Origin of the sequence: Ferrovibrio sp., from assembly GCF_002796975.1 — a bacterium.
Taxonomy (GTDB): Bacteria; Pseudomonadota; Alphaproteobacteria; order Ferrovibrionales; family Ferrovibrionaceae; genus Ferrovibrio.
In genome coordinates, this window is sequence record NZ_PEKV01000021.1 from 16,649 (window position 1) to 29,217 (window position 12,569).

13 protein-coding genes are annotated in these 12,569 nt (G+C 63.5%); 12 read left to right on the plus strand and 1 reads right to left on the minus strand.

The window, feature by feature from the left end; translation table 11 throughout:
• Positions 1-29: 29 nt before the first annotated feature.
• The 5 genes from otsB to CTR53_RS19870 are packed head-to-tail and all read left to right on the plus strand — an operon-like array spanning position 30 to position 5,980.
• A complete protein-coding gene (gene otsB / locus CTR53_RS19850; RefSeq protein ID WP_290817710.1) occupies positions 30-827 on the plus strand; it encodes a trehalose-phosphatase in 798 nt (265 codons plus the stop codon).
• Positions 824-2,641: a glycoside hydrolase family 15 protein gene (locus CTR53_RS19855; RefSeq protein WP_290817714.1), complete on the plus strand. Its 1,818-nt coding sequence runs from the start codon at positions 824-826 to the stop codon at positions 2,639-2,641. The genes otsB and CTR53_RS19855 overlap by 4 nt, the downstream gene beginning before the upstream one ends.
• Positions 2,626-4,071, plus strand: coding sequence for an alpha,alpha-trehalose-phosphate synthase (UDP-forming) (gene otsA, locus CTR53_RS19860; RefSeq protein ID WP_290817717.1), 1,446 nt, complete (start codon positions 2,626-2,628; stop codon positions 4,069-4,071). The genes CTR53_RS19855 and otsA overlap by 16 nt, the downstream gene beginning before the upstream one ends.
• 56 nt (positions 4,072-4,127) lie before the next feature.
• On the plus strand, positions 4,128-5,081 hold the full coding sequence (locus CTR53_RS19865; protein ID WP_290817720.1) for a helix-turn-helix domain-containing GNAT family N-acetyltransferase: 954 nt from the start codon (positions 4,128-4,130) through the stop codon (positions 5,079-5,081).
• Entirely contained in the window at positions 5,078-5,980 is a 903-nt protein-coding gene (locus tag CTR53_RS19870) for a DMT family transporter (protein WP_290817723.1), read from the plus strand. Before CTR53_RS19865 ends, CTR53_RS19870 begins: the two co-directional genes overlap by 4 nt.
• A gap of 37 nt (positions 5,981-6,017) precedes the next feature.
• Here the strand turns inward: CTR53_RS19870 and CTR53_RS19875 are convergent, their stop codons facing one another.
• Positions 6,018-6,335, minus strand: coding sequence for a DUF1476 domain-containing protein (locus CTR53_RS19875; RefSeq protein ID WP_290817726.1), 318 nt, complete (start codon positions 6,333-6,335; stop codon positions 6,018-6,020).
• A gap of 246 nt (positions 6,336-6,581) precedes the next feature.
• On the opposite strand from CTR53_RS19875, the gene purC reads away from it, so the two are divergent.
• The 7 genes from purC (at position 6,582) to grxD (ending at position 12,509) form a co-directional block, all read left to right on the plus strand.
• A complete protein-coding gene (purC, locus tag CTR53_RS19880; protein WP_144067843.1) occupies positions 6,582-7,346 on the plus strand; it encodes a phosphoribosylaminoimidazolesuccinocarboxamide synthase in 765 nt (254 codons plus the stop codon).
• 90 nt (positions 7,347-7,436) lie between these two features.
• Positions 7,437-7,691, plus strand: coding sequence for a phosphoribosylformylglycinamidine synthase subunit PurS (gene purS, locus CTR53_RS19885; RefSeq protein ID WP_290817731.1), 255 nt, complete (start codon positions 7,437-7,439; stop codon positions 7,689-7,691).
• Positions 7,692-7,696: 5 nt separating this feature from the next.
• Positions 7,697-8,956 carry a hypothetical protein gene (locus tag CTR53_RS19890; protein WP_290817734.1) on the plus strand — a complete coding sequence of 420 codons (1,260 nt, stop codon included), beginning with the start codon at positions 7,697-7,699 and terminating at the stop codon, positions 8,954-8,956.
• A gap of 28 nt (positions 8,957-8,984) precedes the next feature.
• Positions 8,985-9,680, plus strand: coding sequence for a phosphoribosylformylglycinamidine synthase subunit PurQ (gene purQ, locus CTR53_RS19895; protein ID WP_290817737.1), 696 nt, complete (start codon positions 8,985-8,987; stop codon positions 9,678-9,680).
• Positions 9,681-9,718: 38 nt separating this feature from the next.
• A complete protein-coding gene (purL, locus tag CTR53_RS19900) occupies positions 9,719-11,875 on the plus strand; it encodes a phosphoribosylformylglycinamidine synthase subunit PurL (protein ID WP_290817831.1) in 2,157 nt (718 codons plus the stop codon).
• 38 nt (positions 11,876-11,913) lie between these two features.
• Positions 11,914-12,144 carry a BolA family protein gene (locus CTR53_RS19905; protein WP_290817740.1) on the plus strand — a complete coding sequence of 77 codons (231 nt, stop codon included), beginning with the start codon at positions 11,914-11,916 and terminating at the stop codon, positions 12,142-12,144.
• A gap of 23 nt (positions 12,145-12,167) precedes the next feature.
• Positions 12,168-12,509: a Grx4 family monothiol glutaredoxin gene (gene grxD / locus CTR53_RS19910; protein WP_290817743.1), complete on the plus strand. Its 342-nt coding sequence runs from the start codon at positions 12,168-12,170 to the stop codon at positions 12,507-12,509.
• Positions 12,510-12,569: the final 60 nt, after the last annotated feature.

Consider the following 12,569-nt stretch of genomic DNA (forward strand, 5'->3'; position numbering starts at 1 on the left):
TGCCTATCCGGGGCCGGGGAAGCGGAAAAATGACCGATTCTATTTCAACAGGGCAGGCCTCCAGCGAGGCCAATGCCCTGCAGACACCGCCGCTGCCGCAGTCGAACTGGGCGTTGTTCCTCGACATCGACGGCACGCTGCTCGACATCGCGGATGCGCCGGACCGCGTGCAGGTGCCGGCGCGGCTGCTGGACGATCTGCAGACCGCCGAGAAGAAACTCAGCGGCGCGCTGGCGCTGGTCTCGGGCCGGCCGATCTCCGAAATCGACAAGCTGTTCGATCCGCTGAAGCTCGCCGCCAGCGGCCAGCATGGCAGCGAATGGCGGCCGGTGCCCGGTGCCGTGACGCAGGCGGTGTCGGAAGCGCCGTTGCCCGCCGGCCTGCATGAGGCGGCGGCGAAACTCGGCAACCTGCATCCCGGCATCGTGGTCGAACGCAAGAGCCATGCGCTCGCCGTGCATTATCGCAACGCGCCCGACTTCGGTGCCGAGATCGGCGGCCGTCTGGCGGCGGCGATGGCGGGCTACGACGGCCTGATGCTGCTGCACGGCAAAGCGGTGTGGGAAATCAAGGATGCGCAGCAGTCGAAAGGCACGGCGGTCGGCCTGTTCATGCGCCAGCCGGCCTTTTCCGATCGCGTCGCGGTGTTCGTCGGCGACGACCGCACCGATGAAGACGGCTTCCATGCCGTGGAAGGCCTCGGCGGCCTCGCCATCCCGGTCGGGCAGCTGGCGCTGAAACGCGGACGTGGACCCGCTTTCGCCACGCCGGCGCAGGTGCGCAAGTGGCTTTCCGATTTTGCCATGCGTGATGAGGCTGCAGCATGACGTCGACCAAGGCAGCACATCGCAACTCGCTCGATCTCGGTATTATCGGCAATTCGGTGATCGCCGCACTGATCGATCGTCAGGCGCGCATCGTGTGGCATTGCGCGCCGCGGCTCGACAGCGATCCGGTCTTCTGCGACCTGCTGTCGCCCAAGATCGAGGGCGAGGGCCATTTCAGCATCGAACTACGCGGCCTGCAGCAGACTTCGCAGCACTATGTCGAAAATACTGCCGTGCTGGTCACCACACTGACCGATGCCCACGGCGCCAGCATCCGCATCACCGATTTCTGCCCGCGCTTCAAGCAGTATGACCGCACCTATCGCCCGGCCATGCTGATCCGTCGCATCGAACCGCTGAGCGGCACGCCTGTGGTGCGTGTGCGCATCCGCCCGCTGTTCGATTACGGCATGACGCAGCCGAGCCGCACGCTGGGCTCCAACCATATCCGCTTCACCGCGCCCGGCGCCGCGCTGCGACTGACCACCGATGCGCCGATTGCCTTTGTGGATGCCGAAAGCGAATTCGCGCTCACCCATCCGATGACGCTGGTACTGGGGCCCGACGAGAGCTTCACCGCCTCGATCACCCATATGGCGCGTGAATTCCAGGAACGCACCATCGAATACTGGATCGAATGGGCGCGCTATCTGTCGGTGCCGTTTGAATGGCAGGAAGCGGTGATCCGCGCCGCCATCACGCTGAAACTCTGCGCCTATGAAGAAACCGGCGCGATTCTCGCAGCATTGACCACCTCGATCCCCGAAGCCGCCGACACGCCGCGCAACTGGGACTACCGCTTCTGCTGGATGCGCGACGCATATTTCGTCGTGCAGGCGCTGAACCGGCTGGGTGCAACCAGGACGATGGAGGATTTCCTCCGCTACATCACCACCACCGTGGCTTTGCATCCCGATACCGAACTGCAGCCGGTCTACGGTCTCGATCCCGCCGCCTCGCTGGAAGAGCTGACCATGCCGGGTCTCACCGGCTATCGCGGCATGGGCCCGGTGCGCAAGGGCAATGCCGCCTTCTCGCAACGCCAGAACGACACCTACGGCTCGATCGTACTGGCGGTGGCGCAGATGTTCTTCGACAAGCGCCTGCCGCGCCGCGGCGACATCGCGCTGTTCGAGCAGCTCGAAGGGCTGGGCGAAAAGGCGGCGGCGCTGGCGCTCACCGAGGATGCCGGATTGTGGGAATTCCGCGGCCGGGCACGCGTACATACGCATTCGGCGGCGATGTGCTGGGCGGCCTGCCGCCGGTTGTCAAAGATCGCCGGCCTGTTCGGGCTGGAGGCGCGCGCCGGCTACTGGCGCGACCATGCCGAACGCATCCGCAAGGCGATCATGGAACATGCCTGGAACCCGAAGCTCAACAGCTTTGTCGAAAGCTTCGACGGCGAGGATCTCGATGCCTCGCTGCTGCTGCTGCAGGAGATCGGCTTCCTCGCCGCCGACGATCCGCGTTTCCTTGGCACGGTGGATGCGATCGGCAAAACGCTGAAGCGCGGCAGCCATCTGATGCGCTACGTGGCGCCCGACGATTTCGGCCTGCCGCATAACGCCTTTTCGATCTGTACTTTCTGGTATGTCGATGCGCTGGCCGCCACCGGCCGGCGCGACGAGGCGCGGCAGATGTTCGAAGGGCTGCTGGCCTCGCGCAATCATCTCGGACTGCTTTCGGAAGACATCGATACAGCGACAGGTGAACTATGGGGAAACTTCCCACAGACCTATTCGATGGTTGGTTTGATCGTTTGCGCGATGCGACTGTCCAAAAGCTGGGAGGAGGCGTTTTGGCGCGGCTCGTAATCGTCTCCAACCGCGTCGCCATGCCGCGCGAGCGTGCCGGCCGGGCCGGCGGCCTTGCCGTCGCCCTGCGCGAATCGCTGCAGCAGCATGGTGGGTTGTGGTTCGGCTGGAGCGGTGAGGTCAACGATGCGCCGTCGGCCGAGCCGCGTCGCGCCCGTCAGGGCCGCGTCGATTATGCCGTGCTCGATCTCACCACCGAAGAACACAAGGGTTTCTATCTCGAATTCTCCAACGGCATGCTCTGGCCGCTCTGCCATTACCGGCTCGGCCTGATCGAATTCCGCCGCTCGGCCTGGGACACCTATCTCGCCGTCAATGCGCGTTTCGCCGACCAGCTGGTGACACAGCTGAAGCCCGACGATGTGATCTGGATTCACGACTACCATTTCATCCCGCTGGCGGCCGAACTGCGCCGGCGCGGCGTGCAGAACCGCATCGGCTTCTTCATGCATATTCCCTTCCCGGCGCCGGAAGTGCTGGCCGCCCTGCCCGGGCATGACCGGCTGGTGCGCGATCTCTGCGCCTACGATCTGGTCGGTTTCCAGACCCGCGGCGATGTGCGCGCGCTGACCGAATATATCCTGCACGAGGCTGAAGGCACCGTGATCGGCAACAGCACCGAGGGCGATGTCCGCATTGCCGCTTTCGGCCGCGAGCTGCGCGTCGGCGCCTTCCCGATCGGCATCGACACGCAGGATTTTGCCGACATCGCCGCCGAGGGCGCCAACAGCGACGAAACCCAGCGTCTGACCGAAAGCCTGGTCGGCCGTGCGCTGGTGCTTGGCGTCGACCGGCTCGATTATTCCAAGGGCATCCCGCAGCGGTTCGAGGCCTTCCAGCATCTGCTCGGCAGCCGGCCTGAACATCGCGGCAAGGTCACCTTCATGCAGGTGGCGCCGATCTCGCGCGGCGAAGTGGCGCAGTATCGTAAACTGCGCAACGAACTGGACGCGCTCACCGGGCGCATCAACGGCAAATTCGCCGAATTCGACTGGGTGCCGGTGCGCTATCTCAACAAGTCGTTTGCCCGCAACACGCTGGCCGGTTTCTACCGCCATGCCCGCGTCGGCCTGATCACGCCGCTGCGCGACGGCATGAATCTGGTGGCCAAGGAGTATGTCGCCTCGCAGAATCCGGCCGATCCCGGCGCGCTGGTGCTGTCGCGCTTTGCCGGCGCCGCGCGCGAGCTGAAGGGTGCGCTGCTGGTGAACCCCTACGACACCGAGCATATCGCCGATGCGCTGCACCGCGCGCTGGTCATGCCGCTGGACGAGCGGCGCCAGCGCTGGGAATCGATGATGGGCGTGCTCAAGGTCAATACCATTTCGCACTGGCGCGAGAATTACCTCGCCGCCCTGCAGGCCGAGGGTCATCCGGCAGCGCATGATAACGGGCATGACAATGGCGGGCTGGCAGGGGCCGCCGAATAGATAGTTGACTTAGTCAAGTATTGGTGCAGGATGGGCAGCGAGGAGAGCGCCTGCCCATGCCGAAGCCTGCTGCCCGTAAAACCAGTCCTGTCTCCGGGCAGGTCGAGCGCATGCGGCGCTTCAACCGCTTCTACACCCACAAGATCGGCCTGCTCGAAGGCGGCAAACTCTACGATCCGTTTTCGCTGACCGAGACCCGCGTGCTCTACGAGATCGCCCATCGCGACCGCGTCACGGCGTCGGATCTGGTGCGCGATTTCGGCATCGATGCCGGTTACCTGAGCCGTATGCTGCGCGGTTTCGGGAAGCAGGGCCTGGTGGTGCGCAAGGCGGCGAAGGAAGACGCACGCCAGAGCATCCTCAGCTTAACAGTTGCGGGCCGTAAGGCTTTCGCGCCGCAGGAGGATGTGTCGCGCCGCGTGCTCAGCCCGCTGATCGAACGCCTGCCGGCCACGGACCGCGCCCGGCTGGTCGAGGCGATGGACACCATCACGCAGCTTCTCTCTGGGGAAACCCCCGCCGTAAAGGCAGGCTTCACCTTACGCCCGCATCGCCCCGGCGACATCGGCTGGATGGTGCAGAAGCATGGCGAGCTGTACACCGCGGAATATGGCTGGGACAGCACGTTCGAGGCGCTGGCCGCCGAAGTCGGCATGCAGTTTCTGCGCGACTTCGACCCGAAATGGGAAAATGCCTGGATCGCCGAACTGGACAGCGGCGAACGTGTCGGCTGCGTCTTCCTGATCCGAAAATCCACGACGGTGGCCAAGCTGCGCGTGCTGATCGTCGATCCGAAGGCGCGCGGCCTCGGCGTCGGCAAGGCACTCGTCAATGCGTGTATCGATTTCGCGCGCGCCAAAGGCTATCGCAAGATCACGCTGTGGACGAACAGTGTCCTTCTGGCGGCGCGCGGCATCTATGAAAAGACCGGCTTCAAACTGGTGCACAGCGAGACGCATCAGAGCTTTGGCCAGACGCTGGTCGGCGAGACCTGGGAACTCAGGCTTTGACCGCAAAAAGCTGGGCGCCGATTGCAGTCTCGGCCGCCGTCGGCGTGCAGGTCGGCCTCGCACTGGTCGCCACGCGCTATGCGGTGAACGAGAGCGGCCCGGCCACGCTGGCGATGTTCCGCTATGCCATTGGCGCCGCCTGCCTGCTGCCGGTGATGGCGCATCTGCGCATGCCGATGCGCTTTGCCTGGCGCGACGCCCTGCCGATCGCCGTTTTCGGCATTCTGCAATTCGGCATCCTGATCGTGCTGATCAATTATGGTCTCGCGCATATCACCGCAGCGCGTGCAGCCCTGCTGTTTGCCAGTTTCCCGCTGATGACCATGATCATCGCAGCAATGCTCGGCCGCGAGAAACTCACGCTGCTGAAAACCGCCGGCGTGCTGCTCACCATTCTCGGCGTCGGCATCACGCTCGGTGAAAAGCTTTTCGACGCAACGGGCGCAGCCGATAGCTGGGTGGGCGAAGGCGCCGTGCTGCTGGCGGCTTTCTGCGGTGCGCTGTGCAGCGTGCTGTTCAAACCTTATCTGCAGCGCTATCCCACGCTCAGTATCGGGGCTTACTCGATGCTGGCCAGCGTCGCCTTCCTGATCTTCCTTGCCATGTGGGAAGGCGCCTTCACCGGCTGGTCGGGCTACAGCGCCACCGGCTGGTTCGCAGTGATTTTCATCGGCCTGAGCAGCGGCATCGGCTATTTCGGCTGGCTCTGGGCCCTGCGCCATGCACCGCCGACGCAGGTGACGGTGTTCCTGGGCTTAAGCCCGATCACGGCAGGAATCATCGGCGCGCTGCTGCTGGCAGAACCCCTCACCTGGCCGCTGATCGCCGGCATGGCGGTGGTGCTGGCCGGTTTGTGGCTGGCGCTGCGGCCCGGAAAAGCCATGGCGCCGCCCGCATGAGCCGGCAGCGCCAGAAAAGTATATTTATTGCAATGAGTTAAGCCGTAAGCTGCTGCCTGGCGGTTTCCAGCAGCTCGGCCAGCTTGGCGGCCAGACGATGCTCGGAAACGTCGACATTCTTGGCTTTCAGATCGGCCTGCACCTTGCGGATCACGTCGGCGTCGCCGGCTTCGTCGAGATCGGCCGCCACGACGTCCCTGGCATAAGATTCCGCCGCCTCGCCGGTCAGGCCGATCTGCTCCGCCACCCACAGGCCGAGCAGCTTGTTGCGCCGCGCGGTGGCCTTGAAGGCAAGCTCCTCATCATGGGCGTGCTTCTTCTCGAAGGCATCCTTACGGTCGTCGAAGGTGGTCATACAGGCCTCGTCATAAGCGGGGAGAAAGCTGTCCGATATATAGGGGTGCCCCGCCCCCGGCTGCAAGTGTCCGGCCCGGCAGAGATTTATGACGGAAAACCGCGCCGGATCTGGCCATTTCGGGGCGCTGCTTTTCCACCGCATATTGTGGTATATTGTGGTCCGGCCAGGCCCCGGCGCATTGCGACACGGACCCCCTTGCGGTATCTAGGGCGCGAGCTTTCCCTATAGCCGGACAGGTGTGCCATGACGCGCCGCAGACAGGTTTACGAGGGCAAGGCGAAGGTCCTCTTCGAGGGTCCCGAGCCGGGCACTCTGGTGCAGTATTTCAAAGACGACGCGACCGCGTTCAATAACAAGAAGAAGGGCACCATCACCGGCAAGGGTGTCCTGAACAACCGGATTTCCGAATACCTCATGACCCGCCTGGGTGAGGTCGGCATCCCGACGCATTTCGTGCGCCGGCTGAACATGCGCGAGCAGCTGATCAAGGAAGTCGAGATCATTCCGCTCGAAGTCGTCGTGCGCAATGTCGCCGCCGGCTCGCTGGCCACGCGTCTCGGCGTCGCCGAGGGCACCATGCTGCCGCGTTCGATCGTCGAGTTCTATTACAAGAACGACGAGCTGGGCGACCCGCTGGTCTCGGAAGAACACATCACCTGCTTCGGCTGGGCCAATCCGCAGGAAATCGATGAGCTGATGCATCTCGCGCTGCGCATCAACGACTTCCTCTCCGGCCTGTTCCTCGGCATCGGCATCCGCCTGGTCGACTTCAAGCTGGAATTCGGCCGCTGGTGGCAGAATGACGAGATGCGCATCATCCTGGCCGACGAGATCAGCCCGGACAGCGCCCGTCTGTGGGATCTCAAGACCAACGAGAAGATGGACAAGGACCGCTTCCGCCGCGATCTCGGCAATGTCGCCGAGGCCTATCAGGAAGTGGCGCGGCGGCTGGGCATCCTGCCCGAAGGTGGCCCGCGCGACATCAAGGGTCCCGACACCATGCAGTAAGAGGCGCGATACAGGCGCCGTGAGAATACCGCGGCGGCCCTGCAAAAGGCCGCCGCTGTTGTTTCTGAAAGAAAGAGGATTTCGCGAATCATGAAAGCCCGCGTGCATGTTTCCCTCAAGAACGGTGTGCTCGATCCGCAGGGCCGCGCCATCGGCCAGGCGCTGCACTCGCTGGGCTTCGGCGATGTCGGCGAGGTGCGCCAGGGCAAGCTGATCGAGCTCGAACTGACCGGCGCGCTGGCGTCGAAGTCTAGGCCTGAGATCGAGGCCGCCGTGAAGGACATGGCGCAGAAGCTGCTCGCCAATACGGTGATCGAGAATTTCTCGGTCGAACTGGTGGGCTGATCGGAATGCTACGCACGGCCTTGGCTGCAACCGCCACGCTCCCGCTTCTGGCGGGCTGCGCATCGGTGCAGCAGCCGACCGCCGTGCCGCCTGTCGCGACCGATAAGGCGCGCGTCATCTTCTACACCGCAGCCGACTACCGGCCAGTGATCGCGCATGGCGTCCGGCTGAATGAGGCCGATATCGGTCGCCTCAACGGCCCCAATCAGATTGTGTTTCGCGAGGTTGCACCGGGCAGTCATGTCGCCGACATGATCCGCGCCGGCATGTTTGCCAGCAAAGCGCCGATCTCGGTGATGCAGCGAGACCTGCAGGCCGGCGAAACCTGGTATCTGCGCGTCACTGAATATGGCGTGAACTGCCGAATCGTTAGCGAGGTGGAAACCCTGGTCATGTCCGGCATCGCCGGCCTGATCGCGAGCAAGATGATTGACGGTCGGGAGCGGCGGCAATGCGATTCCTATGCGCCCGATCTCTGGTCGGCGCCGCAGGACACGGGTCTTGCTGAGGTGAACCAGATCGTCTACGGCATGGCCGATCCCAAGACACAGCTGGCTATATCCACTGCGCCGGACAATGCTGTTGGCGCACCACCGAGCCTGGACCAGGTTAAGGAGGAATGGCCGCTGCTGGAAAAAATCGTGGCGCGCCAAGCTGAGCGCAATATTGTTCTGGTGGAAAATGAATTCAGTGCTACCACCAACACTTTAAGCGTCTACAAATACGAGCCGCTCGAGACTCGTGCAGGTGGCTCTGCCGATGAATTCGGCGTGGTCGTGCGGCTGCATGCGCAATACAAAAGTTCAGGCTCTCTTGCCTACAGGTCCGGCGTGCGTGACATGCTGTTCCAGTTGAGGGTGGCCAATAGTGGCGTGGTTGCGATCGCCCCACCCGTCAGGCCGCATGTGGTAGAAAGTGCGCCTGCGGGCCAAGCCGGGATTTCGCGGGATCGCGCCACGGTGCAGGCAGAATGGCCGACGCTGGAGAAGGCGTTGCACCAGCATTTCGAGCGTAATACTGCGGCTTATGAAGGCATCTTCGAAGCGACGCCGTACACTATGCAGGCCTATTCCTTCGCTTTGGTCGATACGATGCCGGGCATACAGCCAGGGCAGTATCGCATTATAGCCAGAGTCACGGCCGGCTATATACGCGAGGGTTCGCGCGCCCGGACGTCGGGCGCGCGCGACATCATATTTGATATGCGCGGCGTCGAAGATGGCGTCGCAGTCCAGTCCGTAACCGCGGCACGAGGCAGACAATGACCAGTCCTGATACAGTCACGAGCATTTCATGAAAGCCGCCCTCATCACCTTCCCCGGATCGAACCGCGAGCGCGACATGCGCATGGCGCTGACCAAGGCGAGTGGCGGCAAGCCGCCGGTCGATGTCTGGCATGGCGACAGCGACCTGCCGCAGGGCATCGACCTGATCGTGCTGCCCGGTGGTTTTTCCTACGGCGACTATCTGCGCTGCGGCGCCATGGCAGCGAATTCGCCGATCATGCGCGAAGTCAAAAAGCGCGCCGACAACGGCACGCGCGTGCTGGCGGTGTGCAACGGCTTCCAGATTGCCTGCGAAGCCGGCCTGCTGCCGGGCGCGCTGATGACCAATGCCGGCCTGCAGTTCATCTGCAAGGACGTGAACCTGCGCGTCGAGACGACGCAGAGCGAGTTCACGAAGAAATACCGCAAGGGCCAGACCATTCGCGTGCCGGTCGCGCATCACGACGGCAACTACACGCTGGATGCTGACGCCGTGAAGAAGCTGGAGGACGAGGATCGCATCGCCTTCCGCTATGCCGATCCGCTCGGCAATGTCGCAGCAGAGACCAACCTGAATGGTTCGGTCGCCAATATCGCCGGCATCTACAATGCCAGGAAGACTGTGCTGGGCCTGATGCCGCATCCGGAAAACGCCACCGACCCGATGTGCGGCGGCATGGACGGCTACGGCCTGTTTGAATCGATTGCGGAGTCGCTCGCGTGAGTGAAGCTAAGAAGGCCGTAGAGTATCCCAAGGATCTGATGGGCCTGACCAAGGCCGAATACGATCTGGTGCTGGAGATCATGGGCCGCGTACCCAATCAGGTCGAGCTTGGCATCTTCTCGGTGATGTGGTCGGAGCACTGCTCCTACAAGTCGTCGAAGAAGTGGCTCAAGACCCTGCCGACCAAAGCCCCGTGGGTGATCTGCGGTCCGGGCGAGAATGCCGGCGTGATCGATATCGGCGACGGCGATGCCGCCATCTTCAAGATGGAAAGCCACAATCATCCCTCCTTCATCGAACCCTATCAGGGCGCGGCGACCGGCGTCGGCGGCATCCTGCGCGACGTCTTCACCATGGGCGCGCGTCCCATCGCGAATCTCAACGCGCTGCGCTTCGGTTCGCCCGACCATGCCAAAACACGCCATCTGGTGTCGGGCGTGGTGCATGGCATCGGCGGATATGGCAACTGCGTCGGCGTGCCGACTGTCGGCGGCGAGGTGAATTTCCACCCGAGCTATAACGGCAACATCCTGGTCAATGCGATGACCGTCGGTCTCGCCAAGCAGGACAGGATTTTCTATTCGGCGGCTGCCGGCCTTGGCAATCCGGTCGTCTATGTCGGCTCCAAGACCGGTCGTGACGGCATCCACGGCGCCACCATGGCGTCCGCCGAATTCAACGAGGACAGCGAAGAGAAACGCCCCACGGTTCAGGTCGGCGATCCCTTCACCGAAAAGCTGCTGATCGAGGCCTGCCTCGAACTGATGAACACCGACACCATCGTCGCGATCCAGGATATGGGCGCGGCTGGCCTGACCTCGTCGTCCTTCGAGATGGCATCGAAGGGCGGCATGGGCATTGTCATCGATCTCGACAAGGTGCCGGCGCGCGAAACCGGCATGACGCCGTTCGAATTCATGCTCTCCGAAAGTCAGGAGCGTATGCTGATCATCCTCAAGCCGGGCAGCGAGCCGCAGGCCGAGGCGATCTTCAAAAAGTGGGAACTCGATTTCGCCGTCATCGGCCATCTCACCGATACCGGCCGTATGGTGCTGCGCTTCAGCGGCGAGCAGGTCGGCGATCTGCCGATCGATCCGCTGGCGCAGGCCTCGCCCGAGTATGATCGCCCCTGGGTGAAGACGCCGCCGCAGAAGCCGCTCGGCCGCGTCAATCACCCGCTGCCGTTTGTCGAAGCACTCGGCAAGCTGATCGGCTCGCCGGATCTCAGCTCGCGGCGCTGGATCTGGGAACAGTATGATCACCTGGTGCGCGGCGACACGGCGCAGATCCCCGGAGGGGATGCCGCCGTGGTGCGTGTCGAGGGCCATGCCAGCAAGGCGCTGGCGATGACCACCGACTGCACGCCGCGCTATGTGTTCGCCGATCCGGTCGAGGGCGGCAAGCAGGCCGTGGCGGAAACCTGGCGCAACATCACCGCCGTCGGCGGCCGTCCGCTGGCGATCACCGACAACATGAATTTCGGCAACCCGGAACGTCCCGACATCATGGGGCAGTTCGTCGGCGCGGTCGAAGGCATCCGCGAAGCCTGCCTGGCGCTGGATTACCCGGTCGTCTCGGGCAACGTGTCGCTCTACAACGAGACCAATGGCAAGGGCATTCTCCCCACGCCCGCCATCGGCGGCGTCGGCGTCCTTGATGATGTGTCGAAGATGGCGACGCTCGCCTTCAAGCTGCCGGGCGAAGCCATCCTTCTCGTGGGCAAGACCCAGGGCCATCTCGGCCAGTCGGTCTACCTGCGCGATATCTGCGGCCAGGAAGCCGGGCCGCCGCCGCCGGTCGATCTCAAGGCCGAAAAGACCAACGGCGATGCCGTGCGCATGCTCATCACCAAGGGCATGGTCTCGGCGGTGCATGACTGCGCCGATGGCGGCCTGGCGGTGGCGCTGGCCGATATGGCCATGGCTGCCGGTTTCGGCGCCGAGGTGACATTGCCTTCGGGCGACGAATTCGAGATCGGTTTCGGCGAGGACCAGGCCCGCTATGTCGTCACCTGCCCGGCCGATCGGGCCGAGGCCGTGATCGCGGCGGTCGAGGTGTCGGGCGCGCCGGTCGCCAAGCTCGGCCTGACCGGCGGGGATACGTTGACCTTCCGGGGCCTCGGCACCATATCGGTGGCGCAGCTCAAAGCGGCCCATGAGGGCTGGCTGCCGGGCTACATGGCCGGTAAACAGTAAGCAGTACTGTTTTTTGGGGCCAAAAGGGATTTTTGAACATGGCAATGGATGCCAGTGAAATCGAGAGCATGATCAGGGACGCGCTGCCCGATGCGCAGGTGCGCATCGACGACCTGCGCGGCGACGGCGACCATTACGCCGCCACCGTGGTCTCGGCTGCGTTTGCCGGCAAGACCCGGGTGCAGCAGCACCAGATGGTCTATGCCGCGCTGAAGGGCCGCATGGGCGGCCAGCTGCATGCCCTGCAGCTCACCACGCAAACACCTTAAACTACGACCAGAGGACGATCGCCATGAGCGAGAAAGAACAGACTTTCGAGCGTATCCGCGAAGAGCTTGCCGGCAATGAGGTCGTGCTGTTCATGAAGGGCACGCCGGTATTTCCGCAATGCGGCTTCTCGGCCGTCACCGTGCAGGTGCTGTCGCGGCTTGGCCTGAAGTTCAAGGGCATCGATATCCTGTCGGATCCGGCAATCCGCACGCATCTGAAGGAATTCTCCGACTGGCCGACCTTCCCGCAGCTCTATGTGAAGGGCGAGTTCGTCGGCGGCTGCGACATCGTGAAAGAGATGTATCAGAACGGCGAACTGCAGACCTATCTCACTGAGAAGGGCGTCGCCGTCCAGGAAGCGTAAACCCGCTCGGCATCAGGGTTTCAAAGGCGTCGCCGGTGTTGAGCCGGCCGCGCCTTTTTC